Source organism: Psychrobacter sp. LFX-11D (assembly GCF_904846475.1).
Lineage (GTDB): Bacteria > Pseudomonadota > Gammaproteobacteria > Pseudomonadales > Moraxellaceae > Psychrobacter > Psychrobacter cryohalolentis.
In genome coordinates this window covers 1-26,114 of the sequence record NZ_CAJHAV010000013.1, presented here as the reverse complement: position 1 = coordinate 26,114, position 26,114 = coordinate 1, and the positions used below count along the sequence as shown (strand labels likewise).

Below are 26,114 nucleotides of genomic sequence, written 5' to 3'. Positions count from 1 at the left end.
AGATAAAAACACTTATAATTAAAATAGCATGCTGTCTGTCTTAAACCATTTACCTAACACGTCTCAAGCACTTATAACTTTAATAGTACATTGAAACCGCTTAATTGTAGTAGGATATCGCCTTACTATAGTCGATTGATTTTAAAAAGAATAGAGCACGGATTAATTACTATAGAACCACTTAAATTAAATTATTTTAACTACTGATATACCTCCTATTTCTCTTTGGATCAGACATATGACCACACCTGTCACCTCTTTGCTGAAAATCACACTCAGCAGCTGCCTACTATTATCATTACCAGTCATGGGATTGGCGGCGACCGTTCCGCAAAAATGGAAACTGGACGTCCCAAAGACCAATGTCGAGTTCGAGGTCAAGTATTTGGGTAAAGCCACGACTGACGGCAGGTTCAATAAGGTCAATGGTGCCATCAATTATGACGTCAATAAACCTGCAAGCACTACCATTAATTTTACCGTTTTTACCAATAGTATCGATACTGATCGCAGCTTGAGAGATTCATTTTTGCGCCGAAAGGAGCTTTTGAATACGAAACAATATCCGACGATGACTTTTGTTTCTAAAAAAGTCAGCATGATAAATGCTAAAGAAGCCAATGTGACCGGTGATTTTACGGTATTAGGTCAAACCAAACCTTTGACGGTGAGGGTAACGTTATCAGATGTAGAGAACGACCCTGTCACCTCTAGACCTACCTTAAAATTTCGCGCGACGGGTTTGGTAGATCGTTACAACTACGGGGTTACCGCTTTTCCAAAAGTGATTAGCAATATTATCCCGCTTGAGATATCAGGGAAATTGATTGCTGCTAATTGATTTTAAATAGCTTAAAAACCCAAAAAAAAGAGTTGCTAGAAATCCTAGCAACTCTTTTTTTTAGCAGTTTTAAATACTTACACCAAACTATTCACTGCATTAACCACGGCTTCAGTCGTGATACCAAACTCTTTATATAACTCATCAGCAGGCGCTGATTCACCATAAGTCGTCATGCCAATCACTTTACCGTCTAAACCAACGAACTTATACCAGTAATCGACATGAGCCGCTTCGACTGCGACGCGGGCGCGAGTATTGGCAGGCAATACCGCTTCGCGATAGCTAGCGTCTTGCTCGACGAAAATCTCAGCACACGGCATAGAGACCACACGTACACCGACGCCATTTTCGCTCAAGGTCGCGTAAGCTTGCATGGCAAGACCGACTTCTGAACCAGTCGCGATAATAATCGCTTGTAGCTCGCCTTGCTCTTTCGCAAGTACATAACCACCTTTAGTGATGTTCGCTACTTGTTCGCTGTCACGCGCTTGGTGTGGCAAGCTTTGACGGCTAAAGATCAATGCTGATGGATTGTGTTCTGATTTGATTGCTTCTACCCAAGCACTTGCAGATTCGGTCGCATCACAAGGACGCCATGTACGTAGATTTGGCGTGGTACGTAGGCTAGTTAACTGCTCAACTGGCTGATGCGTTGGACCATCTTCACCCAGACCGATTGAGTCATGCGTATACACATGGATGACGCGCTGCTTCATTAGTGCGCCCATGCGTACCGCGTTACGCGCGTATTCCATAAACATGAGGAACGTCGCTACGTAAGGGATAAATCCGCCATGTAGTGCGATACCATTAGCAATCGCCGTCATACCAAATTCACGCACGCCATAATAGATATAGTTGCCAGCGTCATCGTCTTGGATACCTTTGGCATCTTTAAATAGTGTGATGTTTGAGCCTGCTAAATCCGCCGAGCCACCAAGTAATTCTGGCAATAATGGCTGTAAGGTATTGATGGCATTTTGGCTGGCCTTACGACTGGCAACATCACCGCCCTGCTCTTGAGTTTGCTGGATATACTCTTGCGCTTTTTGCTCAAAATCAGCTGGTAAGTCACCCTCTAAACGACGAAGTAACTCAGTTGCTAACTCTGGATAAGCCTTCTTATAAGCGTCAAAGTTCGCGTTCCAGTTTTTCTGTAAGACGTCGCCTTTGGCTTTACCATCCCATGCTTGATAGATTTCATCATCTAGCTCGAAAGGTGCATGCGTCCAAGATAATGCATCACGGGTTAAAACGATTTCATCATCGCCAAGTGGCGCGCCATGACTGGCTGCTAAGCCTTGTTTGTTTGGGCTACCAGCGCCAATAGTCGTTTTGCAAATGATTAAGCTTGGCTTAGTCGTCTCTTTAATCGCTTGCTCAGTCGCTTGCGTAATGTCATCGGTATCATGACCATTGACCTTGATAACTTGCCAGCCATAAGATTCAAAGCGCGCTTGCGTATCATCAGTGAACCAGCCGTCGACGTCACCATCAATTGAGATGCCATTGTCATCATAGAAAAATACCAATTTGCCAAGCTCTAACGTGCCAGCCAATGAGCAGACTTCATGGCTAATACCTTCCATCAAGCAGCCATCGCCTAAGAAGGCATAAGTATGATGATCGACAATATTATGACCATCACGATTAAATTGCGCTGCCAACGTTTTTTCTGCAATTGCAAAACCAACCGCATTGGCAATACCCTGACCTAATGGACCAGTGGTGGTTTCAACACCTGGCGTATAGCCAAGCTCTGGATGACCTGGTGTTTTCGAATGTAATTGACGGAAACCTTTTAGGTCATCAACGCTAACGTCATAGCCTGATAAATGTAGCAATGAGTAGATCAGCATCGAGCCATGACCGTTTGATAAGACAAAACGGTCACGGTTGTGCCAGCTTGGGTCAGCAGGATTATGCTTCAAAAACTTGCGCCACAAAACTTCGGCAATATCAGCCATGCCCATTGGTGCACCCGGGTGCCCAGAATTGGCTTTTTGAACCGCATCGAACGACAGTACACGGATGGCATTGGCTAATTTACGTTCGCTAATTGGAGCTGGCATAGAGTGTCCTAATATTCGGATAGAAGTATGGAGGATAAGAGGAGAGTTTACTCAGAGGGTCATAAAATAAGGACGCAATGGGCGCCCTTAACGAATAATCTGTAAATACAGGGGTAATATTAACATATTTGCACTCTATCTAGCGCAAAAATGCGCTGACAGAACCGTTCGTATTTAATAATAATTTGTATCAGTTTTATCAATTTGACGGATACCTACTGTAATAAAACACAATCGGCGAGCCTGAATACCAACTCACTAATTGCATCACTCATCAAATAACTATATGTCAAAAACCCACATATCAAAAAACTATAATAAAATGGTGTCAGCACCGCCCATAAACGGACGCAATACTTCTGGAATCGTAATACTACCATCAGCATTTTGATAATTTTCCATCACTGCCAATAATGTACGACCTACTGCTAAACCCGAACCGTTTAAGGTATGTGCAAGACTAGTTTGTTTACCATCTTTAACACGTGTACCCATACGGCGTGCTTGGAAATCGCCACAGTTTGAGCAGCTTGAGATTTCACGATAGGTCTCTTGGCTTGGCAACCAGACTTCGATATCATAAGTTTTTTGGGCGGCAAAGCCCATATCACCGGTGCACAATTTGACGGTGCGGTATGGCAAATTAAGCTGCTGTAAAATAAATTCTGCTTGTCCAGTCATCGCTTCAAGCAGCTCATCTGATTGCTCAGCTGTGGCAATATTAACCATTTCGACTTTTTCAAACTGATGCTGACGAATCAGACCACGGGTATCACGACCATGCGAGCCAGCTTCACTACGGAAACACGGCGTATGAGCGGTGAACTTTAATGGCAGCTCTTTGATATCCAAGCGCTCACCCCGTACCAAGTTGGTCATCGGTACTTCTGCGGTTGGAATCAGATAAAAATCCATGTCATCATTATTCGTATGATTGCTTAGCTTAAACAAATCATCTTCAAACTTAGGCAGCTGACCTGTACCTTTTAAACTTTCAGAATTAACAATATACGGCACATAAGTTTCAGTATAGCCATACTTCATCGTATGGGTATTGAGCATGAATTGAATCAAGGCGCGATGCATCTGCGCCAATTGTCCTTTTAAGACATTAAAGCGACTTCCTGTAAGCTTGGTTGCTGCTTCAAAATCGAGCATACCAAGTGTCTCACCAATATGCGTATGATCTTTAATTTCAAAATCAAACTCACGCGGTGTGCCCCATTTGCGTACTTCGACGTTATCGTCTTCTGATGTACCAACTGGCACATCTGCTGCTGGGATATTTGGAATTTGCATTGCCGCTTGGCTAATGCGCTCTTGTAAGGTACGTAGCTCGTCTTCAGCTGTCTTAATCTCACCACTGACACTTTGCATCTCAGCAAGCAACTCACTAGCATCTTCGCCAGATTTTTTAAGCGCTCCAACTTGTTTTGCGCCTGTATTACGGCGCGACTGCAACTCTTCGGTCTTTACTTGTAGCGATTTACGTTCGTTCTCAATATTTTGCCAGAACGCCATATCAAGCATATAACCACGGGTGGCCAATTGCTGCTGTAAATCTGTCAAATCGCCGCGTAAGAGTTTTGGGTCTATCATAATAGGTGCCTGTCGCGCTAAAAGTGGATAAAAAGTGTGAAAATAATGAAAATCTGGGCTCTATAGCCCGATTGTGCTTAAAATTAGGTGGTAGCCGCTATAATACCAAGCTGCGGCTGTTTTGACCATGTTTTGGCAGTTTTTTACCCATCTCTTGACTGAGTTTTGAGCTTCTATTCTCTTAATCTTTAAATAGGAAATAGTTATTCATATTAACGTGCTAATAATATAATTTAAGGTCGCAAGCTCTTTATAAATGTGACTTACCTTTACTAATGGCTTAAATATGGTGTCTATTAGCGAACAGAGTGGCTTATATGTTTCATTTAAGGGCGATTTTCGGTAAGATAAGCGCATATCTTTATTCTATTTCCAGCCAAATATTACCTTGTTGTCGACGTTTGGCGCTTTTAATTTAACGTTTTCACTATAAGTCTTTGAGAAACCTTTATGGCTCTGTACCCCTACACGCTGCAACCTGTTGCCTTAAACCTAACCGAGGCAGAATTCCACCAAGCACAGTATGAGCTATTTTCTAGTGCCAGCCCGTCATTTGGTCTGTCGAGTATCAAGCTTAAAGAATGGATTATCATGGCAGTCGCTGTGGTTTTAGCCGTTGCTGGGCTGGTTTTTTTGACCGGTTATTCGACCATTATTTTTTGGCTGATGCTAGCAGCCGTTGTTATTTACCTACTGGTTCGTACGCTTGGTTTTAAATGGTATGTGAAAAGAGAGTTTGAAAAGCAAGTCGCTGATCAAGAAATGCCTGACGAGATGCGCCAAATGAAACTGGGTGTACAGAAGCATGGTCTGGTAATGGCAGTGCCGGTCAATCAGTCAGATATGTTTAGTAGCAATCAGATGCGCGGTATGCAAATGCGTGCAGGCAGCACCCAACAAGCGGTGATTCCTTGGAGCGCTGTGAAAAGCTGGGATGAGACCGACGACTATATCTTTATGATGTTTGAGATGAAAGGTCAGCAAGGCAGTCAGATTATTCCTAAACGCTTGCAAGCGCAAAAATTCCCTATCGATACGGTACGCCAGCATTTATTAGAAGTAGTCGCAGTGAAAGGTCTGAACTCTGAAAGCTTACAGATACCTGCTAAATAGGCTTAGCGCTTTCTGTTAGATCAAGGATTTAGTTGTTTTATAAAATATATTACAAATTTTAATTTGATTAATTTAACTTATTTTTGCATGCTTGCTACAATAGTAAGCATCGAAGGTTGAGTAACGCGTAGTAAGCGGTCATTTAGGATTTAGTCCAATAATCGCTCGCTATAAATTGCTTAAGTTTAAAGGTTTAATAACTTGATGTTTGAACCCTACACTCAATGAAAAGGATAATATAATGAGTAACAATAATAACGACACTAACCAGATCGGTCTAGAAAAAGCAGATATGAGCGAAGTCATCAGCAAGTTAAATGGTCTGCTATCTAGCTATCATATGTTTTATATCAATGTTCGTGGTTATCATTGGAACGTCAAAGGTGAGCATTTCTTCACTTTACATCCAAAGTTTGAAGAGCTATATACCGCGCTGCAAATCCAAATCGATGAAATCGCTGAACGTATTTTGACCCTAGGCGGCACACCTTTACATGCTTATAGTGATTTTGCTCAGCATACCAGCATTCAAGAAGATAAGAACGTTAAAGACGGCACTACTTGTGTTAAAGGCGTTGTGACAGGTTTACAAGAGCTAATTGAAGAACAACGTCAAGTATCGACTCTAGCAGCAGAAGCAGAAGATCAGGGTTCAGCAGATCTTGTTGATGCTTATGTGCAAGAGCAAGAAAAATTAATATGGATGTATAATGCTTTTTTGGGCTAAAAGCTGAATAGTCACAAAATCTAAGATATAAAAAAAGCACCTAAATAGGTGCTTTTTTTATAAGTGCAATCTTTTTACTTTTTTATCTCAAAGCTTACTTTTGCATCCATTGACGCATTTTTTCACGCTCAGCAGGTGTGGCTTGTAGCCAAATCTGCATAAACTGATCAAGTGAACTGGTAGATGCGTTGACACTTGTCGTTTGCGTCACAGTAGCACCTGTAGTTACTGACTTGTTAGTACTTACGGATGGCTGATCGAGTGCAGCTATCGCACGTTGGTTTTGTAGCTCAGCATCACCGCTACCACCGAATACGCCACCTAATGCTTTACCAAGACCTGAGAATAAGCTATTGCTATTATCACCGACACTTTCTTGACTGGCAATGATGGTGTTATTACTTTGTATCGCAAGCGTTGGACGCTCAGCATACTTCTTGGCAGCTGCATAGTCTTCTGGCTGATTTGGCATGGTTAAGCGATAGGTCTGATTGTCTGCCAATTCAGCGGCAACACTGACGTTACCTGAACGCAAATAATCATGCTCATCACGGCGCAGATCATAAAGACGATCATATTTAGCGGTAATCACATGCTTACCTGGCTGCAAGGTAAATGACTTGGTCAATGGCTGAAGAAGACTCTGTGTCAGCTCTTGACCATTAATTGCCGTCACTTTGATATGATCATCGACCACTAAAGTAACTGCCGCTTGAGACAGCATAGACACAGAAGCTGCCCCAACAAACACAGCGCTGATAGACAGTTTTTTTAGCAAAGACGCATTTGATTTCATAATTTTTCCAATAGTAGTAAAAAGCATTTCGGATAGAAAGTTTGTGTTCTGACTGCTAAAAATCAAGTGGCATCGTATGCTGAGTATGATGGTCTTGATCAGCGGCATCATTGTCTACTTGCGATTCCTGTGCGATATCAGCAAGTTCAGCAGCAAGCGTCTGCTCATCAATCGTACGCAGCGCGTCAGCAATGACCGCTTTTGATATATTACTACGACCCAAGTTGGAGAACATGGGTTGAATGTAATTGAGCACCTCCATCATTGCACCAATACGATGCGGTCCTTCAGTGAGCAGATAATTGGTAATACGTTCATCAAACTGCCAACCACGTCTGCGCAATATCGACTGTAATAATGCTTCGCGGTCTGCAAAATCATGTCCTGTCGGTACTTTAAATGAGGGCGCTTGTGCCAAACGGGTGAGCAAATCTCTCAATTGAAACGGTAGCTCGGATGCAGGCTTATTAGCGGCAAATAAAAGTTGGCGCTGCCCTTCGCGGCTACGATTGATCAGATGAAATAAAGCTTCTTGCCATTGACTGTTTTGTTCAATGACTTCCAAATCATCGATCGCAATCAAAGAGAAATTTTCTAGCGATGATAATACATTGACATCGGTATGAATCAACTCGTTTAACGACAGACAAATCGCTGACTTGTCCATCTCAATAAACGACTCACAAATAGCGGATAATAAGTGCGATTTGCCAGTAGCAGGACTGCCAAATAGGTACAGCTGACCTATCAGGCCGACATGGAGCTGCCGTACTGCATCGATAATAGACATCCAACCCGGACCGGCGAAGTCGCTGAGACTTGCATCATGCTTTATGTCCAGATTGAGACTTAGCTGTGCTTCTGCCATGAATCATCAACTCGGTTTGCGTAGCACAATCAATAAAAAGGCTAAACGACTAATATACTTATAAACTGACTTTGGTAAAATTCATTTTAGCCAAAGCCAACCTAGTAAAGGTCAATACCGTTACTACTGCGCCTATATATAACATATTTGCAAAATGACTGACAAGTCTTTTACCCATAACACCCAATCAATCCTGTTTTATCACGCAGGCAAATGACTATGATATGTCCTGTCACCTGAAGGACTTCATGGCAGCTATACATACAACAACATTATTTTTTTTCAAACAATGCCAACTGCTTACGACCTTTATAAAAGTCAGTCGTTTGATAATGAGTATAAAAATGACGGAATAACACGTTCAAGACAGCAGACACTGGCAGCGCAATCAGCATACCAACGAAACCGAGCAAACTTGCACCTGCCAGTACCGAAAATATTACCCATAATGGCGATAGACCAATTTTGTCGCCCAATAGTAGCGGTTGCAAGATATAGCCTTCAGCAGCTTGTCCAATCAAGAATGCGCCAGCAATCAAGGATAAGTACGTCCAATCTAGACCAAACTGGAACAGACAGGCGATAATCGCGGCAACGAAGCCAATACCAAAGCCCAAATACGGTACAAAGCTAGCAATACCTGCAACCATACCAATAATCAGCCCAAGCTCAAGCCCGATAAGCTGCAATTGCACGGCATAAATAGCACCTAGTAAGACCATCACCAATAGCTGACCTTTAATAAAAGCCATCAACGCACGGTCACACTCTTGCGCAATTTGAATCACTTTTTTACAGTATGGCGCAGGTATCGCCATTTTCCATGTATGTAAGCGTTGCTCCCAATTAAATAAGAAATAAAAGGTCAAAATCGGCACCAGGACAATCAGCCCAGCATTATTGATAAAGTTCATGCTAGACGCCAGTATTTGGCTCATCATGGTACCGGCATCTTCAAACTTATAATTGGTTTGCATGTATTCAACCAAGGTCTCAGAGAAGCCCTTAGACTCAAGCTCTGGTAGACGAATACGGCTATTACTAGCAAACCATTCACGGACGACTTCGTTATACCAAGTCAAAAGCTGTGGCAGATAATCCCATGCTGCTTGCAGCTGATGCCACAATGTCGGTATCAACCACCACAGTAGTAGCACCATACTCAGCGTAATCGTCGAATACACAATAATAATGGCAATCCAACGTTTGATATATTTTGATAAGCGTTTAACCAATGGATTAAACAAATAAGCCAATACAAAAGCAAAGACAAACGGCACAATGACCGGCATCATTAAATACAATAAAACCATAGCCACAACAATAGCAACGACGATAAATAGGCGTCGAAAAAAGGGGTCTATTGATTGGTTTGTCATGAAGGCTAGTCCTACGAATGGGCTTATTTAAAAGAGTGATTTGATTTAAAGTTGATGATAGATCTTATTGAACGACAACATTCCAATAGCAAACAGTTATTGACCATAATTTTAGCCTTCTATTATCGCAGAGTCCTATAAAAAAGCCGTCATTTTTTGTTTCTTAATTTTCATGTCATCTTTATTGCCGTCTTTCTGAAATATTAGATAGATATCAATCAAATTTAGGTCAAATAAAAGCAAGTTGTTTTGCGAGTAAGGGTGATTTTTGGGTATAATGCGCGCACAATCTGCAAAATTCATATGACCGACACGCGTTTTTACTGACTGACCTTCATTCCCTATAAAATTTGTGAGATGACCATGAGTAACAAGCCTTCTTTAAGCTACAAAGATGCTGGCGTTGATATTGATGCTGGCGATGCGTTGGTGCAACGTATTAAATCCGTGGCAAAAGCCACCTCACGTCCTGAAGTGGTGGGCGGACTTGGCGGCTTTGGGGCGCTTTGTCGCATCCCGACTGGTTATACCTCACCTTTACTAGTTTCGGGTACTGACGGTGTGGGCACTAAGCTTAAACTGGCATTACAATTGAACCGACATGACACCATTGGTATCGACTTGGTCGCCATGTGCGTCAACGACTTATTGGTTTGCGGTGCTGAGCCTTTGTTTTTCTTAGACTACTATGCAACTGGTAAGCTTGACGTCGATGTTGCAGCTACTGTTGTTACGGGTATAGGTGAAGGCTGTAAATTATCAAATTGCGCGCTTATCGGCGGCGAAACGGCTGAGATGCCAGGCATGTATCAGGACGACGATTATGACCTAGCGGGATTCTGCGTCGGTGTGGTTGAAGAAGCGGAAGTTATCACTGGCGAAAATGTGGCTGAAGGCGATGTACTGATTGCCCTTGCTTCAAGTGGCGCGCATTCTAATGGCTACTCATTGGTACGTAAAGTCATTGAAGTCAGCGGTGTGGATGTGACTAGTAGCAATGAGCAGCTAGATGGTCAGTCTATCCAAGATGCCTTAATGGCACCGACACGTATTTATGTTAAAGCGATCAAAGCATTGCAAGATACACTTGGTAGCTCATCCCTACATGCGATGTCACATATCACTGGCGGCGGCTTAACCGATAACCTGCCACGTGTATTACCTGAAACGCTAGCCGCTAGCATCGATACGAATAGCTGGCAGTTCTCAGAGCTGTTCACTTGGTTACAAACCCAAGGTAATATCGAGCAAAGCGAGATGTATCGTACCTTTAACTGCGGCGTTGGGTTTGTTATCGTCGTACCAAAAGATAAAGCAGAAGCTGCTATCCAAACCTTGAATGATGCTGGCGAAAAAGCATGGAAATTAGGTGAAATGGTTAGTCGCGAAGCGGATGCTGTGGTGTACCGTTAATGTCAGACAGCCATACAAAAATTCATAACAAGCCGTTACGCATTGCCGTTTTGGTATCTGGTAGTGGTAGCAACTTACAAGTATTGATTGATGCTATGCAAGCTGGTGCGCTACCAATTGAGATTGTCGGCGTTATTAGTAACCGTGAAGACGCTTATGCCATCGCACGCGCTAAAGATGCTGACATTCCAGTGGCGGTCTTATCTCACGTTGCTAGTGGCAAACGCATGGGAATCAAAACTTTTGAGAGTCATGCCAGCGCCCAACTAACCACATGGCAACCTGACCTAATTGTGTTAGCTGGTTTTATGCGTGTTTTAAGTGCTGGTTTTATTGATAACACGCCAGCACCAATGATTAATCTGCATCCTGCGCTCTTGCCTGCTTATAAAGGTTTGGATACTCATCAGCGTGTTATTCAAGCAGGTGAGCGTCAGCACGGCTGTAGCATTCATGTCGTTACCGCTGAGCTCGACGCAGGTGCTGTACTAACCCAAGCATGGCTAGCAGTGCATCAAAAAGATACTGCTGGCAGTTTGCAAACGCGCGTGCAAAAGCTTGAGCATCAGCTGTTACCTTGGACAATTTTGCTACTAGCCAAAGGTGTATTATCGTTGAACAACGAGCAATTATTAAATCAGCAACGCACCTGTATGCCGATGCTACCTTTTAAGCTATATTTAAACAGTTAAAACAATGGCAACAAGCACAGAAAGATAGCACTCATTTCAAACTATCGACCACAAAAAAGCCCAGTCACTCAATTTATGAATGACTGGGCTTTTCAATATCTAACATTTAGAGCGTTTTAACTTCAGCATTTGTACGTGTTCTTAACTGTTATGAACATGTACACCTTTGATGTTTACAAATTCTTTAATACCGAAACCACCATGCTCGCGACCATGACCCGAGTTTTTCACGCCACCAAAGGGTAATGCTGGATTTGCAAGGCCATAACCATTGATATAGACCATACCCGTATCAAACTCTTCATTAGCTAGACGAATAGCTTTGTCTTCGTCTTTAGAGAAGATAGCACCCCCTAAGCCATAACGGCTGTCGTTAGCAATACGTAAAGCATCGTCTTGATCTTTAGCACGTATTAGTGATGCTACTGGACCAAATAGCTCATCATCATAAGCTGGTTGACCTTTTTCAACATTTTCCAAGATAGTCGCTGGATAGAAGCTACCTTTACCTTCTGGTAATTTACCACCAACAGAGATAGTAGCGCCTTTGCTTACGCTCTCCTCTACTTGCGCATGCAATTTTTCTTGTAGATCTTTACGCGCTAGTGGACCAAGATCAGAGCTGTCATCCATAGGATCGCCGGCTTTTTTACTTGCAAACTCTTCAACGATGCGCTTACGGAACTCGTCATATAAACTGTCGACAACGATAAAGCGTTTTGCAGCAACACAAGTTTCGCCATTATTGATAAGACGCGCTAAAGTACAAGTTTGTACTGCAAGCTCTAGGTCAGCATCCTCTAAAACGATAAATGCATCATTTGAACCCAACTCTAAGACTGCTTTTTTGATTGCTTTTGCTGCTTGCTGACCGACGATGCTACCTGCACCATCACTACCAGTAAGCGTGACACCGCGTACTTTATCATTACCAATTAACTCTTCTGACTGATCATGATCAATGAGAATCGTACGGAACAAATCGTTCGGTAAGTCAGACTCATGGAAGATTTTTTCAATTAATAAGCCAGAACCAGTCACATTTGCTGCGTGCTTAAGCAAAATACTGTTACCTGCCATCAAATTGGCGATGGTATAACGGAACACTTGATAAGCTGGAAAGTTCCAAGGCTGCATACCGTAGATAACGCCAATGGGCTGATAAGTGACAATACCTTTTTTGAGACCTTCGATGTCACGTTCATCATCAGCAAGCGCGGCCACACCCTTCTCTGCGGTGTAATCACAAATCGCTTTACACAGATCAATTTCTTGTAGACTCTGACTATATAGTTTACCGCGCTCCTCAGTCATAATACGGGACAGCTCCTCTTTGTACTTCATCAAAGTCTCGCCGATAGAGTTAATAACCTTCGCACGCTCTTCATGGCTAGTTTTACGCCATTCTAGAAACGCTTGGTGCGAGGCTTCAACAATGTTGTTGACCTCATCATTACTCATATAATTATATTCTTTAATGTCTTCGCCTGTTGCTGGGTTTACAGTAGTAATATCTGCCATGATTATTATCCTTATTTATTAGAATGTCTTGAGTCTATAAAACAACCTATTCCTAACAGCTCAACTTTATAGAACAACTTAACAATAGATATTTTATTCATCATTTTTCTTAATGTTCGACTATCATAACAAAGTGCTTGGTGAGTAGGTTTACAAGTTATAAAGAATTGTGCGTAAGATGTTAAGAATGTGACGGTGTTATTAAGCAAACCTAAATCTTGTATAGAGCCTCTCATGCAGAGAGTTTTGACAACTTTAGACAAATAAAAAACCAGCACGATGGCTGGTTTGATATTGTCAGAGAAAAGTAATATCGATACATCAAGTACTGCTGATATTAATTTTTCTTGCTTGCTGTGCCTATGCAGACAGAGGCTGCAAAAAATTTATACCAGCAGCACTGTAGCGTTTTTGAGATATTTTAACTATACATAATTGAGCTTTAGAAGACCATATACAGTTGTACAATAAACAACCTAAAACAAGTGATTGATCACAGGGATTTCTTGTGGTGGATTTTCTTCATCATTAACGATTTGACGTGCCACATGCATAATCAGCTGACGTAACCAGCGATGCGCCGGATGATGCTGCAATAACGGCGACCACGCCATCGTTAGCTCAAATTCTGGTATAAAAAACGGTGGCTCTTCCATAATAATGCTGTCGTTATTAGCCTGCATTTTTGCGACACGAGTCGGCAAGGTTGCAATCAAATCTTTGTTTGCTGCTAGCATAGCAGGCATTTGATAGTGACGGGTAAAAACGCTGATTTGGCGCTTTTGACCTAAACGTTGCAATGCTTGATCGATAGAACCTAAGCCACCTGATTTTTCTGGATTGACACCGAAGCCCACGCCCATACCAGTTTTTGATACCCAAACGTGCTGCGCTTTAAGATAATTTTTAAGATTAAAGCGATGAGCATAAGGACTTTCAGAAGATAATAGGCAGCTAAAGGTATCACGCCATACCAACACTTGATGGAAGCTTTGCGGGATCTCGTTAAAGCGGTTGATTGCCAAATCTACACGCCCCTGCTCCATATCACGATAAGACACATCCGATGGCGTTAAGAAATCCAAAATGACATTGGGTGCCTCTGAGCGTAGCGCTTTCACCAATTTCGGTACTAGCGTCGCTTCAGCATAGTCCGAGGTCATGATACGAAAAACACGTGAGGTACTATAAGGACGGAACTCGGTACGGGGCTCTAACACTTGCGTCAAGTCAGCGAGTATCTCACGGATACGAGGCTGTAGCTCAAGGGCGCGTTCGGTCGGTGTCATCCCTTCTGATGAGCGCACCAATAAAGGGTCGTTAAATAACTTACGCAAGCGGCGCAAGATGTTACTCATGGCAGGCTGAGTGATGCCAAGCTGCTCAGCGGCGCGCGTTACGTTTTTTTCTCGCAACAACACATCCAAATGTACCAATAAATTTAAATCAACCCGCTGCAAATTCATATATTTGTCTCTTTACCTTAGAATAAACACCATTACAAACATGGCATTTTTTGTCCTGTTATTTATTACAACTCATCTATAACAGCATGATATAAGAATATTTTTGTGTTAATTTTTTTGGAATATGCTTATTATAACTGAATTTACCCATCACAAAGCATTGTTTTATATATACTATAATCAAACGAAATACCCAAGATAATAATCATAAACTAGATAAATCAAGGCAACCTAGCTATAGTAGCTAGCAAGCGCTCATTAGGCATTATTCAATATTAGACCGTTACTATGTGTTTTAATGGATGAGCTACCAAGTGCATTTTATCGTATTTTCATGCTGAAATACGGACATAAAATTCATTACAGCATCTTATAAAAACTTAATTTTTGCGCTTGTTTTTTAAGCTTGGATGAATATCTTAATAAGCTTGAAGATGACAGTTACTTCAGCCGTCGAAAAACTCTTCTAAAACAACCAATTAATCATAAAATAACCGTTCAAAAAATAGACTGGAAAATAAAAGCTGACCAAAGCGACAGGTTTTAATTGCTTTTATCACCATTTTCTTATAGTTTAGTAGAGATTGCTCACGCAAGAAGCTTATATTGCAAATTTTTACTTCTGCCAGCATCTTTCTATACAGACCAAAATTATCTTAATTTACTCATTTATTCACCACCAAGGAGACTATAGATGTCAACTGCATATAAATCAGCGATCGATTTAGTACGTGAACTAAAACAAAAACACGGTAACTGGCAAAATATCAGCGAAACCGATGCGGCACGTATGATGTCACAAAACCGTTTTAAAACGGGCTTAGATATCGCTAAGTACACCGCAAAAATCATGCGTCAAGACATGGAAGAGTATGACAATGATACGTCTCAATACACCCAGTCTCTAGGTGCATGGCATGGTTTTGTTGCACAGCAAACCATGTATGCGAAGAAAAAATACTTTGGTACAACGTCTAAAACGTACATCTACCTATCTGGTTGGATGGTAGCTGCCCTACGTTCTGAGTTTGGTCCTCTGCCTGACCAATCTATGCACGAAAAAACATCTGTACCTAAGCTGATTGCAGAGATCTACACTTTCTTGCGTCAAGCGGATGCAAAAGTATTGAACGACTACTTCCGTGAGCTAAATGCTGCTGAAGAAGCGGGTCAAGATACCTCAGCTATCTTAGAAAAAATCGAAAACTTTGATTCACATGTTGTGCCAATCATTGCAGATATCGATGCAGGTTTCGGTAACGAAGAAGCGACTTACCTACTAGCGAAACAGATCATCGAAGCAGGTGCTTGTGCACTGCAAATCGAAAACCAAGTATCTGATGCCAAGCAATGTGGTCACCAAGCGGGTAAAGTAACTGTACCGCATGAAGACTATATCGCAAAAATCAATGCAATCCGTTATGCATTCTTAGAGCTTGGTGTTGAAGACGGTGTTATCGTTGCTCGTACTGACTCTGAAGGCGCGTCATTAACGCAAAAAATCCCAGTATCAAATGAGCCAGGCGATCTTGCTTCTCAGTACATCGATTTTATCGAGATGGAAGAAGTTACGCTAGAAAACGCCAAAGAGAACGACAGCTTACTTAAGCATAACGGCAAATTAGTACGTCCAGTTCGTTTGCCTAATGGTCTCTATCAGTTCCGTGAAGACACGAACATCGACCGCGTTGTCCTTGACTGTGTAACGGCTCTAGAAAACGGCGCTGATCTACTATGGATCGAAACACCGACTCCAGACGTCGCACACATCAAAATGATGGTTGACCGTATTAAAGAGCAACAGCCAAAAGCCAAGCTTGTATACAACAACAGCCCATCATTCAACTGGACGCTGAACTTCCGTAAGCAAATCATCGCTCAGTGGGAAGAAGAAGGTAAAGACCTATCTGCCTATAATAAAGCTGACTTGATGAGTGCTGATTACGATGGTACTGAGCTTGATACAGCAGCTGACGAAGCGGCTAGAAACTTCCAACGCGATGCAGCACGTGAAGCAGGTGTATTCCATCACTTAATCACGCTACCTACTTATCACACCACGGCTCTTAGCGTTCATGAACTTGCTAAAGGCTACTTCGGTGAAGATGGTATGCTTGCTTATGCAGCTGGCGTACAACGTAAAGAAATCCGTGAAGGCATCGCTTGTGTTAAACACCAAGCAATGGCGGGTTCTGACCTTGGCGATGATCATAAAGAGATCTTCTCTGGTGAAAACGCCCTTAAAGCTGGTGGCGGCAAGAACACGATGAACCAGTTCTAATGTCTGACCACTTATAAGTACATTTTATAAGTAAAAGTTTTAAGAAAAGCCGTCCTACATGGTAGGGCGGCTTTTTTGTGCGCTATAAGTAACGATATCTACCAAAATAACAGAGCTATTCAATCACTTTTTTAATTAACTGATGTTCATTTACTCAATAATTATTTGGCTCGATTTAGCCAACCAAAACGAAAGTTTTACTTGTTATTCACTGATAGCTTTCATACGATGGTAATAATATAAATTTATTAAAACAATCAGGAGCCATCATGCAAGAAATAGAGCTGAAATTCTTGGTACCAGAGTCGCGATTAAAAGCGCTTATGCGCCAAGCGAAAGTCAAATCATCACAAGTAACACAATTGGCTGCGCATTATTATGACACCCCTGACCAGCAGCTTGCACAGGCTGGTATTGGCCTGCGTATTCGTCAGGAGGGTGATGCTTGGGTGCAGACTATCAAAGCGGGCGGCGATGGTATCGCAGCGCGCCTAGAGCACAATGCCACCTTAGATAATGAGCAGGTACAAGCCATGCTCGACAATAACGCGCTGATGCCTGATTTAACGATTTATAAAGATAGCCTTATTGCCCCAGCATTGACAGATTTTAAGCTCAAAAAATTGGCTAAAAAACTGACCCGTTTATATGTGACTGATGTAGAGCGTACTACCCGCTTATTGATAGAAGATACGAGCGATGAAGTCGTTAACAGTATTGAGATGGCTTACGACTATGGAGAAATTATCCATGGCACCGATGACACTCAAAGAGACGCCATTCAAGAAGTTGAATTTGAGCTCACATCCGGTGAGTTAGATTTTTTATTTACGACGGCTAAAACGTGGTGTCAACGTCATAAACTGTGCCTTTCTACCGTGACCAAAGCAGAGCGTGGCGGCTTGCTTATTAAGGGACAAAATTATAGCTCAGCCACTGCTGCTGACTTGAGCACCCTTAGTATCAATAAAAAAATCACTATGCCTGCTTTTTTACGTGCTGTCGTGCATAACTGCTTATTGCAAATACTCCCAAATAGCAGCGCCATCGTAGCAGGCAGTAAAGACGATAGTCACCTTTTACAGCTATCTATCGGTATAGAGCGCTTGCACACTGTACTACAAGCCTTTGATAGCTTCTCAGATGAGATCCATCCGGATTGGTCAGCCATACTGCAACAAACTGCTACTTTACTCGCTGATTATCGTAAGCTTGCTCATCTCAGTACTCAGATTGAACCAATGTTACAACAGCACGGTGCACCTATCGTTGATTGGACAGCGGATATTGATGCTATCAAAATTACACCAATGACTGCAATCAGTGCTAACGACTTCCAGATCATGTTGCTTGAGCTCATCGCCTTTACTATGAGCGACCCTAGCCTTGAGCCTCAAGCAGATAAGCTGGCTATCAATAAGCTTGAAAAAGTACTTATTAAATACTATGACAAATTACTTGAAGCTGAGCAATATTTAGAGGACAGCCATGATGATTCAGATAGTGAGTTAGAGAAAGAATCCATGATAAAAGCATTGCATAACCTACATGCTCATCTAAAAAACCTATGTTCTATCAGCGAATTAGTAGCACCTTTGTATAGCAAAAAGAAAACCAAGCGCTGGCTAAAACGTGCCGTAAAAGCACAGAAAGCACTGGGTCAACAGCTCGATATGATTGACTGTCAGCAGTACTATCAAAGTAAAGCCAGCTCTGACTCTGCTGCTTTATATGCGGCAGGCTGGTTAAATGCTGCTTCGATACCAATAGAAAAAGCCACAGAAAAACATTTGGATAGATTTCATGAGTGCTCTGTATTTTGGTAATTGAGTATATTGTCATTTTATGTTTATCAATATTAGAGAAAAAGACAGCCCACTGAATAAGGGTTGTCTTTTTTATATCGTCGACTCAATTTATAATCCATACATTACTACTACAGCTACTTAATACTACTTTTATTGGGCGATAATATTCACTGCTGTCCCTTCCTCAATCTGCTCAAACAATTCGATAATATCTTGATTGCGCATACGTACGCAGCCATGTGAGAGTGGCACGCTCATCGGCTCACTGTCTGGTGTACCATGAATATAGATATAACGCTGATAAGTATCGCAGCCACCTTGACTATTACTGCCTTTATTAAAGCCTTCCTCAATACCACTTAGCCAAAGAATGCGGCTTAGTATCCAATCGCGTTTAGGGTTCAATGCCCCAAGCTCAGCATTATATATTTCTCCCGTCGCTATACGTCCAATAAATACCGTATGACTTGGCGCATTGCCGCCTATTTTTTCTGCAATGATATGCTGACCAAGTGGTGTACAACCACTGTCTTGTTGACTGCCTATTCCATTTTTGGCTGTTGATATAGGATATTCAGCAATAACTTTTTGCCGCCTATAAACGGTCAAAGTTTGCTGAGCAATGCTAATCACTATCTGGGTCGTAAGATTTTCGTTATCTGTCATAGCAATTTTCCGGCAGTTATTTCGATTATGGTTGTTATAGTCGATTCAATTTAAAAACAATACAGTACTGCTGGGATAAATTTTGCGAAGCCTCTGGAGTGCAAAGCGCACAGCAAGCGAGAGAAATTTATCCCAGCATAATGCTATTCTGAACGTAACTTTTTTATATTGAACTCACCATAGCAGCATAAAAATGAGTGAGTCTTTCTATTATCAAGGGATTGTATCAAGACATTTGACACCGTAATATAGGGGCACACTTTTTGATGCTAGCAGATTATGACGACTATTTCACCGACACGGGTGTCGATGTATGATTTTCTATATCAAGATACCAAGCCATTGGTGTCATTATTAGCAGATGCAGCAGCGCTGTCATTGCCACAAGCGCGTTTGGCAATGGATGCCAGCTTGCAGGCGATTATCAGCGCCCTTCTCGCGTATCAGCAGCGCCATCAAGGACAAGCTCTAAGCAAAAAGCTATTTGGTCGCAGTGCCGTCAAAGAAATGCGCCAGTACAATTCTATGAATTTTGCCACTCTAAATACGACGTTGTACCATCGCCATGATGCCGCCGATGCGATATTCCATGATAATGCACGGGTGAGCAAAGCCAGTGAGTATATTGCAGCACAGATTGACGCGAAGGCGCCACAAGTACAAATCTTGCTTACTACCTTATGCGTCATTGTGCTACGTGAGCTTGCTATTTTGGTTGAGTATAGTCAACTTGATCATGATGAGGTGAATAAATGGTTCGCCTTACAGCCACAATTTTTGTCCAAAGCGCGTTTTGCTACCCCTGTCTCAAATTTAGCTGTTAACGAATCAGCTGATGATAGCGATGAGGCACAAACCACATTGTCGGCAGTAGAAGCGGTAAAAATAGAGTCAGTAGCTAGCGATGAGCGTTACTTATTAATCGCTGAGCAATTGACAGATAACCCGCCAGCTTTTGATCCTTACTGGTATGAGCTGACAGCATTCATACCCGAACAATTTGAGCCAGTAAAAGACGTGCAACTGGCAACTGGCAACTACTTAAAAGCCATTGGACGCTCAGCTGAAAACATTCAACAAGGTAAACACAATGACTTATTGATGTTTGCACCGATGACGGCTATTGGCTTGCCACATCAACGCTGGCTAGTACAACTGGCTAAAATATCAGAGATATATTTGCAGCGTAATCGATTACGCATTACTTCTGAACCTATCAACCCACCAAAGCCACCGTTGGTTAGCTCAGGATTGCTGAGCAGTAATAGCAACAATGATAATACACCAAGCACCCTTAGCGAAAAGCCGATTGAATACGAGGCATCAGTCCCCCTATGGAAAAATCCCGTCATTCTGCTGATTATTCTCGTGATTGGTGGGCTTGGAATATTGGCAACCATCAAATATCAAACGCAAAAATCTAACGGTGTCATACTTGCTACAGAGGAAGTGTTAGAAGAGCGACAGCAGCAAGATGTGGCTATCGTTATGGTGAACGAAGATACCACTGCTGATGATAAAAAATCAAAAGCTGAGTAAAACATAGCTATGTTTAAAATAGTATCGTAGAAATCGATCAGCAAAAAAAAGAGGCGCTATTTATATAGCACCTCTTTTTTGATCAGTCATTTAACAAAATGATTTAAAAAAAGCCTTTAGTCAAAAATACTTATTTTGACAAATCACGACCACGGCTGGCTTCAATTGCCAAACGTAGACCATTCAGACGAATAAAACCTTCTGCATCTTTTTGATCATACGCACCTGCATCATCTTCAAAAGTCGCAATTTTTTCATCAAATAACGAATCATCTGATTTACGACCAACCACGCTCACAGCACCTTTGTATAATTTGACACGTACCGTACCATTCACATATTCTTGTGACTTATCAATCAGCGCCTGTAGCATCATACGCTCAGGGCTGAACCAATAGCCGTTGTAGATAGTCTTAGCATAACGTGGCATTAGCTCATCTTTTAGATGCGCCGCTTCACGGTCAAGTGTCAATGACTCAATACCGCGATGCGCTTTTAACATAATGGTACCCGCTGGCGTCTCGTAGCAGCCGCGCGACTTCATACCGACGTAACGATTTTCAACGATATCCAAACGTCCGATACCATGCTTGCCGCCAATCTCATTAAGCTTAATCATTACTTCATATGGCTTAAGCACTTCACCATCGATGGCAACGATGTCGCCTTTTTCATACTCTAATTCCAGATATTGGGCTTCATCTGGTGCTTCTTCTGGGCTTACTGACCAGCGCCACATATCATCTTCTGCTTCAGCATACGGATCTTCTAAAATACCGCCTTCATAAGAGATATGTAATAAGTTGGCGTCCATTGAGTATGGGGATTTTTTCTTATTGCCCGCATAGTCGATGGCAATATTATGCTCTTTAGCATATTCCATCAAGCTTTCACGGCTCGATAGATCCCACTCACGCCAAGGCGCGATAGTCACGACGTCTGGAGATAAAGCGACAGCACCAAGCTCAAAGCGTACTTGGTCATTACCTTTCCCGGTTGCACCATGGCTGATCGCATCAGCATTATGTTCTTTAGCGATTTCAACCAAACGCTTAGCGATGAGTGGACGCGCGATAGAAGTACCAAGCAGATACTCACCTTCGTAGATGGCATTGGCACGGAACATTGGGAACACGTAATCACGAGCAAATTCTTCGCGCAAGTCTTCAATATGGATATGTTTGATACCCATGGCTTCAGCTTTGGCACGCGCAGGCTCAACTTCTTCACCTTGACCAATATCCGCAGTGAAAGTGATCACTTCTGCATCATAGGTTTCTTGTAGCCATCGAGCGATGATTGAGGTGTCAAGACCCCCTGAATATGCCAATACGATTTTATTAATAGTTTTTGGATCAAGCTGAGCCATGAAACACTCCTAGTATGAGGAATTTAATGATAGGTAAATCGACTATATCACGAGGAAGATAGATTGCTCGCTCAGTGTACATCATATTTACCATTGGCAAAAGTGGCACTGCCGTTAGGCATGAGGTTTTTGCCCAAGTTTAGTTGCCACTAAAGCAATAATTTTCTCGCCAATAATAGAGTGAACATGGGATCTTACTTCTACAGATGAATAAATTACCTACCATTTCTGTAGAGATATTATGTATAGATATTCAGCCACATATTTAGTCAGGTAAGCAAATCTGTTATGATAGCCGCACAGCAAGACTCCCTTTTACTCCCAGATATGACGATATAGAGCGCGACGATACTATGACTGATTCAATTAGAGAATTGACCATCCTACAACCCGATGATTGGCACATTCATTTGCGTGACGATAAGGCGCTAGCAACCACAGTCCCTCATGCGGCAGAGAGCTTTAATCGCGTTATCTGTATGCCAAACCTTGTACCACCAGTCAAAAACGTCGACGACGCGCAAGCATATCGCGCGCGTATTATGCAACATTTAGAAATCAGCAATCTGAGCGCTGAGCGTAAAGCATCATTTGACCCGCGCATGACCTTGTATCTCACCGATCATACTACCGCACAAGATATTGAACTGGCGGCAAAGTCTGGCATCGTACAAGCGGTCAAGCTCTATCCTGCTGGTGCTACCACTAACTCTGCTGATGGCGTTACCAATATCAATGCCTGTGTTGATGTATTTGAAGCGCTTGAAAAATATAATCTACCCCTACTGCTACATGGAGAAGTCACTCACGACCATGTTGATATTTTTGATCGTGAAAAGCGCTTTTTGGATGAAGTGATGGTACAAATCATCGCAAAGTTTCCAACCATGAAAATTGTGATGGAGCACATCACCACTAGTGATGCGGCTGATTTTGTCTTGTCACAAGGTAATCAAATTGCTGCCACTATTACGCCGCAGCATTTGATGTTTAACCGCAATCACCTATTGCTTGGTGGTATTAAGCCGCACTTCTATTGCTTGCCTATCTTAAAGCGCGAAAGCCATCAAAAAGTATTGCTTGATGTCGCTACCAGCGGCAACCCAAAATTCTTTTTAGGTACTGATTCTGCGCCTCATGCAACCGATAAAAAAGAAGCGGCTTGTGGCTGTGCTGGCTGCTATAGCGCGGCGACTGCACTACCTTTATATGCCACAGCGTTTGATAGTGTTGGTAAAATTGACAGATTAGAAGGGTTTACCAGTCGTTTTGGTGCACAATTTTACGGTTTGCCCGTTAACGAGAGCACTATTACGATTATCAATACGCCGATGCAAATACCAGCAAATTATCCTTACTTTGATGGTAGCTCATTGACTCCACTGATGGCAGGCGAGACATTACCTTGGTCGATCAAAGGATAATTTTGATACTTTTTAATTAAAACCCTTTTTTATAAAGTAAATTATCTGTATTTTATCCTATGATAGCAATGCTATCTTTTCATTGAAAAATAGTATGAGTGTCATAGGATGTTTATTTTTTATTAAACACAATAGCCCGACTGATAAAAGCGATTTAACCTGATATGACCATTAAAAAAGATACCGCTTTACCCAAAATAGATGTAGCCGTTCCTATAGATTCGACCACAGAAACGCTAGCACCCATGAAACTAAAAGAGCGTTTTCGGAAATTCCTACCAGTAGTAGTGGATGTTGAAACGGCAGGATTTAACGCGCAAACTGATGCCTTGTTAGAGATTGCCTGTATTCCTGTACTACTGAATGAGCAGGGTATTTTTTATCCTGGTGAGGCATTTAATGCTCATATCGAACCTTTTGAAGGGGCAAATCTTGAGCCAAGTGCCCTCGCCTTTACCGGCATTGACCCTAATAATCCGCTACGTAAAGCCATTGCTGAAGACGAAAAAACGGCGCTACGTCGTATTTTTAAAGGGTTAAAAGAAGTACGCCGTACTGAAGACTGCCGTCAATGTGTGTTAATCGGACATAATGCACATTTTGATTTGGCATTTTTAAATGCCGCGGTATTACGTACCAATAATAAGAGCCACAATCCTTTCCATAACTTCTCAGTCTTTGATACGGTGACTTTATCAGCACTTGCCTTTGGTCAAACGGTGCTAGCACGCGCCTGTAAAGCCGCAGGACTTGATTTTGATGGTAACGACGCTCATTCTGCACTCTACGACACACAAAAAACCGCTGAGCTATTTTGTTATATCTTAAATAATTATCCTATGCTCGCTAATGCCATGCATAGCGAGCCTGAAATCACAGAAACTGCGACTGATAATAGCAAATAAATCAGTTATTACAGAGTACGTGTTGCTCGCTACCCATAATAGTGCTATTTGTAAGGTCTGCTAACTTTAACCTTACAATTTAACAGGACGATTTAATCATTTGCGTACATCTTGCTCAAGCGATGATTAGATCTATAGATGGTTTAAGTTACCTACTGTGCTTTTAGCGTCTGTTATAGACGATTAAAGCTTATTATGAGGGACTTTATGATGGAACCACAGTTTAAATTATGGGCGACGATCATCGGCTATATGCTGCTTGCATTAACGATTAGTACTTGTACTTCGTTGTGGATTCGATATCATTTGAAGCGTAATGACCTGCATCCACGTCGCGCGCTTAAAAAAAGATATTTAATTTTAAAAAGACGTAGAAAAAGGCTTGACAGCAAGCGCAGACCCTATTAAAATACGCACCACTTCAGCATAAAGGTGAAAGCAGCTGAAGCGTTGTACTAGTCCCCATCGTCTAGAGGCCTAGGACACCGCCCTTTCACGGCGGTAACGGGGGTTCGAATCCCCCTGGGGACGCCACTATTTGGCGTCACTTATTAGCAAATATGATTGTTAAGCGTTAGATAAGACTAATAAGCGTACCACTAAAACCCTATCACAACATACTGTGATAGGGTTTTTTTATGTGGATTAGTTTCTACTTTTCAGCATAAAACATATCTATTACGCCTTGTCCGTGCATCCTAACAACCACTTAATACCTGATTGTAAAAACAAAAAAAGCCAGCAATTTATGCTGACTTCATGAATACATATATAGATATTTAGAAAATCTTATCGGATAAAATCAGCCACAATAGCGCTAACACAATCAATCCACCCAATATGGTTTGGATCAAGAAAAATGCTTGGTGCTGCCCTACTACTTTGCCTAACGTTAACCCTAGCGTGCTGTATTTTATCGGCTGAGAATCAGTATCACCGGTCACTTCTTGCGCTTCATAATAGCCTTGCAGAATATCTAAAAACTGCTGCCATTCGTTTGACTTCCAGCTATCAGGTCTAAAAGGCATAAAGGCTTTTAGCTTAGGCTCATTAACCATCCAACGCTCAAGCGTAATAGAGCGTAATGACCATCCTTCAAAGCGGCGTTCATCAATCGCTGAAAAATCCAATATTTTTAAATCTTTGTGGCGATCATCTATTAACAAGCGATTTTTAAGGTTGGTCAGTGCTTGCTCAGTACCTTCGACATATTGAAAAAAGTAACCGTTGCCGTAGCAAAGAATACCCGTAATATCATCAATCTTATTCAGCTTATTTGCGACTTCTGCGATATCGTTAAGCGTACTAGAGTTGGATAGACCAGTAGACGTAATGTGGCTCAGATATACAAGCTGGCATAGATCTGGCATTACTGGATTTGTAGAATCAATCGTTGGTGACAATCAGCTTCTCCCTATAATTAGGTAAATGTAGCTAAGACAACCATACTCATTTTTAGAAAAAAACATAGAAGCAAGACGTTTCTAAATACAAATCGGCTTGGTATATTATTGATTTTATAAATATTTATATTAATTGTATTAAGTTGGTTACATCATAGGCTGTTTTAGTGATCAAAGCAATATATGTTTATGGCAAATAACAAGTTGTTAATATTGAACAATATTTAGA

20 protein-coding genes and 1 tRNA gene are annotated in these 26,114 nt (G+C 41.8%); 11 read left to right on the top strand and 10 right to left on the bottom strand.

Translation table 11 applies throughout. The features are described from left to right. Positions 1-238 precede the first annotated feature (238 nt). On the top strand, positions 239-841 hold the full coding sequence (locus JMX75_RS10010; RefSeq protein ID WP_133105044.1) for a YceI family protein: 603 nt from the start codon (positions 239-241) through the stop codon (positions 839-841). 77 nt (positions 842-918) lie between these two features. On the opposite strand, the gene tkt is transcribed toward JMX75_RS10010, so the two are convergent. Together tkt and serS are read right to left on the bottom strand one after the other, a co-directional pair. After that, positions 919-2,916 (bottom strand): transketolase, encoded by a 1,998-nt coding sequence (gene tkt / locus JMX75_RS10005; protein WP_201532211.1) that lies wholly within the window; start codon positions 2,914-2,916, stop codon positions 919-921. Between the two features lie 312 nt (positions 2,917-3,228). Continuing rightward, entirely contained in the window at positions 3,229-4,515 is a 1,287-nt protein-coding gene (gene serS, locus JMX75_RS10000) for a serine--tRNA ligase (RefSeq protein WP_201532210.1), read from the bottom strand. 450 nt (positions 4,516-4,965) lie between these two features. Between serS and JMX75_RS09995 the strand changes: the two genes are divergently transcribed. Together JMX75_RS09995 and JMX75_RS09990 are read left to right on the top strand one after the other, a co-directional pair. Then, entirely contained in the window at positions 4,966-5,628 is a 663-nt protein-coding gene (locus tag JMX75_RS09995) for a YcxB family protein (RefSeq protein ID WP_181209819.1), read from the top strand. Between the two features lie 241 nt (positions 5,629-5,869). After that, positions 5,870-6,355, top strand: coding sequence for a Dps family protein (locus JMX75_RS09990; RefSeq protein WP_011514172.1), 486 nt, complete (start codon positions 5,870-5,872; stop codon positions 6,353-6,355). Between the two features lie 94 nt (positions 6,356-6,449). Here the strand turns inward: JMX75_RS09990 and JMX75_RS09985 are convergent, their stop codons facing one another. The 3 genes from JMX75_RS09985 to JMX75_RS09975 all read right to left on the bottom strand — a co-directional run bounded on the left by JMX75_RS09985 (position 6,450) and on the right by JMX75_RS09975 (position 9,398). After that, positions 6,450-7,151: a DUF2057 family protein gene (locus JMX75_RS09985; protein WP_201532209.1), complete on the bottom strand. Its 702-nt coding sequence runs from the start codon at positions 7,149-7,151 to the stop codon at positions 6,450-6,452. A gap of 55 nt (positions 7,152-7,206) precedes the next feature. Beyond that, positions 7,207-8,019: a DnaA regulatory inactivator Hda gene (gene hda, locus JMX75_RS09980; protein ID WP_011514174.1), complete on the bottom strand. Its 813-nt coding sequence runs from the start codon at positions 8,017-8,019 to the stop codon at positions 7,207-7,209. Positions 8,020-8,291: 272 nt separating this feature from the next. Next, on the bottom strand, positions 8,292-9,398 hold the full coding sequence (locus JMX75_RS09975) for an AI-2E family transporter (RefSeq protein WP_011514175.1): 1,107 nt from the start codon (positions 9,396-9,398) through the stop codon (positions 8,292-8,294). A gap of 363 nt (positions 9,399-9,761) precedes the next feature. Between JMX75_RS09975 and purM the strand changes: the two genes are divergently transcribed. Next, a complete protein-coding gene (purM, locus tag JMX75_RS09970; RefSeq protein ID WP_201532208.1) occupies positions 9,762-10,811 on the top strand; it encodes a phosphoribosylformylglycinamidine cyclo-ligase in 1,050 nt (349 codons plus the stop codon). Beyond that, positions 10,811-11,503, top strand: a complete 693-nt coding sequence (gene purN, locus JMX75_RS09965) for a phosphoribosylglycinamide formyltransferase (RefSeq protein WP_201532207.1) — start codon at positions 10,811-10,813, stop codon at positions 11,501-11,503. The genes purM and purN overlap by 1 nt, the downstream gene beginning before the upstream one ends. A 141-nt stretch (positions 11,504-11,644) precedes the next feature. Here purN and JMX75_RS09960 read toward each other — a convergent pair whose 3' ends face one another. Continuing rightward, positions 11,645-13,024: an NAD-dependent succinate-semialdehyde dehydrogenase gene (locus tag JMX75_RS09960; RefSeq protein WP_201532206.1), complete on the bottom strand. Its 1,380-nt coding sequence runs from the start codon at positions 13,022-13,024 to the stop codon at positions 11,645-11,647. 476 nt (positions 13,025-13,500) lie between these two features. Continuing rightward, positions 13,501-14,490, bottom strand: a complete 990-nt coding sequence (locus JMX75_RS09955; RefSeq protein ID WP_011514179.1) for a LysR family transcriptional regulator — start codon at positions 14,488-14,490, stop codon at positions 13,501-13,503. 694 nt (positions 14,491-15,184) lie between these two features. Between JMX75_RS09955 and JMX75_RS09950 the strand changes: the two genes are divergently transcribed. After that, the gene (locus tag JMX75_RS09950; RefSeq protein WP_201532205.1) at positions 15,185-16,771 is read left to right on the top strand and encodes an isocitrate lyase; all 1,587 of its coding nucleotides are present in this window, start codon (positions 15,185-15,187) and stop codon (positions 16,769-16,771) included. A gap of 269 nt (positions 16,772-17,040) precedes the next feature. Continuing rightward, on the top strand, positions 17,041-18,597 hold the full coding sequence (locus JMX75_RS09945; RefSeq protein ID WP_201532204.1) for a CYTH and CHAD domain-containing protein: 1,557 nt from the start codon (positions 17,041-17,043) through the stop codon (positions 18,595-18,597). 132 nt (positions 18,598-18,729) lie between these two features. Here the strand turns inward: JMX75_RS09945 and JMX75_RS09940 are convergent, their stop codons facing one another. Then, the gene (locus JMX75_RS09940) at positions 18,730-19,245 is read right to left on the bottom strand and encodes a L,D-transpeptidase (RefSeq protein WP_201532203.1); all 516 of its coding nucleotides are present in this window, start codon (positions 19,243-19,245) and stop codon (positions 18,730-18,732) included. A gap of 279 nt (positions 19,246-19,524) precedes the next feature. Between JMX75_RS09940 and JMX75_RS09935 the strand changes: the two genes are divergently transcribed. Continuing rightward, complete coding sequence (locus tag JMX75_RS09935; protein WP_201532202.1) at positions 19,525-20,784, top strand: hypothetical protein; 1,260 nt, start codon at positions 19,525-19,527, stop codon at positions 20,782-20,784. A gap of 130 nt (positions 20,785-20,914) precedes the next feature. On the opposite strand, the gene JMX75_RS09930 is transcribed toward JMX75_RS09935, so the two are convergent. Next, on the bottom strand, positions 20,915-22,153 hold the full coding sequence (locus JMX75_RS09930; protein WP_133105055.1) for an argininosuccinate synthase: 1,239 nt from the start codon (positions 22,151-22,153) through the stop codon (positions 20,915-20,917). A gap of 353 nt (positions 22,154-22,506) precedes the next feature. Here JMX75_RS09930 and pyrC point away from each other — a divergent pair, with 353 nt between their 5' ends. The 3 genes from pyrC to JMX75_RS09915 all read left to right on the top strand — a co-directional run bounded on the left by pyrC (position 22,507) and on the right by JMX75_RS09915 (position 25,016). Next, positions 22,507-23,577 (top strand): dihydroorotase, encoded by a 1,071-nt coding sequence (gene pyrC, locus JMX75_RS09925; RefSeq protein WP_201532201.1) that lies wholly within the window; start codon positions 22,507-22,509, stop codon positions 23,575-23,577. Between the two features lie 164 nt (positions 23,578-23,741). Then, complete coding sequence (rnt, locus tag JMX75_RS09920) at positions 23,742-24,482, top strand: ribonuclease T (RefSeq protein WP_201532200.1); 741 nt, start codon at positions 23,742-23,744, stop codon at positions 24,480-24,482. 458 nt (positions 24,483-24,940) lie between these two features. Further along, a tRNA-Glu gene (locus JMX75_RS09915) sits at positions 24,941-25,016 on the top strand. 245 nt (positions 25,017-25,261) lie between these two features. On the opposite strand, the gene JMX75_RS09910 is transcribed toward JMX75_RS09915, so the two are convergent. Further along, entirely contained in the window at positions 25,262-25,885 is a 624-nt protein-coding gene (locus JMX75_RS09910) for a BLUF domain-containing protein (protein ID WP_041753194.1), read from the bottom strand. Between the last annotated feature and the right edge of the window lie 229 nt (positions 25,886-26,114).

Coding starts and splice junctions, on each gene's coding strand:
- pyrC (WP_201532201.1), top strand. CDS start 22,507: ATGACTGATTCAATTAGAGAATTGACCATCCTACAACCCGATGATTGG.
- hda (WP_011514174.1), bottom strand. CDS start 8,019: ATGGCAGAAGCACAGCTAAGTCTCAATCTGGACATAAAGCATGATGCA.
- rnt (WP_201532200.1), top strand. CDS start 23,742: ATGACCATTAAAAAAGATACCGCTTTACCCAAAATAGATGTAGCCGTT.
- JMX75_RS09990 (WP_011514172.1), top strand. CDS start 5,870: ATGAGTAACAATAATAACGACACTAACCAGATCGGTCTAGAAAAAGCA.
- JMX75_RS09995 (WP_181209819.1), top strand. CDS start 4,966: ATGGCTCTGTACCCCTACACGCTGCAACCTGTTGCCTTAAACCTAACC.
- JMX75_RS09975 (WP_011514175.1), bottom strand. CDS start 9,398: ATGACAAACCAATCAATAGACCCCTTTTTTCGACGCCTATTTATCGTC.
- JMX75_RS09950 (WP_201532205.1), top strand. CDS start 15,185: ATGTCAACTGCATATAAATCAGCGATCGATTTAGTACGTGAACTAAAA.
- JMX75_RS09940 (WP_201532203.1), bottom strand. CDS start 19,245: ATGACAGATAACGAAAATCTTACGACCCAGATAGTGATTAGCATTGCT.
- JMX75_RS09955 (WP_011514179.1), bottom strand. CDS start 14,490: ATGAATTTGCAGCGGGTTGATTTAAATTTATTGGTACATTTGGATGTG.
- JMX75_RS09985 (WP_201532209.1), bottom strand. CDS start 7,151: ATGAAATCAAATGCGTCTTTGCTAAAAAAACTGTCTATCAGCGCTGTG.
- JMX75_RS09945 (WP_201532204.1), top strand. CDS start 17,041: ATGCAAGAAATAGAGCTGAAATTCTTGGTACCAGAGTCGCGATTAAAA.
- JMX75_RS09930 (WP_133105055.1), bottom strand. CDS start 22,153: ATGGCTCAGCTTGATCCAAAAACTATTAATAAAATCGTATTGGCATAT.
- tkt (WP_201532211.1), bottom strand. CDS start 2,916: ATGCCAGCTCCAATTAGCGAACGTAAATTAGCCAATGCCATCCGTGTA.
- purM (WP_201532208.1), top strand. CDS start 9,762: ATGAGTAACAAGCCTTCTTTAAGCTACAAAGATGCTGGCGTTGATATT.
- purN (WP_201532207.1), top strand. CDS start 10,811: ATGTCAGACAGCCATACAAAAATTCATAACAAGCCGTTACGCATTGCC.
- JMX75_RS09935 (WP_201532202.1), top strand. CDS start 19,525: ATGACGACTATTTCACCGACACGGGTGTCGATGTATGATTTTCTATAT.
- JMX75_RS10010 (WP_133105044.1), top strand. CDS start 239: ATGACCACACCTGTCACCTCTTTGCTGAAAATCACACTCAGCAGCTGC.
- serS (WP_201532210.1), bottom strand. CDS start 4,515: ATGATAGACCCAAAACTCTTACGCGGCGATTTGACAGATTTACAGCAG.
- JMX75_RS09960 (WP_201532206.1), bottom strand. CDS start 13,024: ATGGCAGATATTACTACTGTAAACCCAGCAACAGGCGAAGACATTAAA.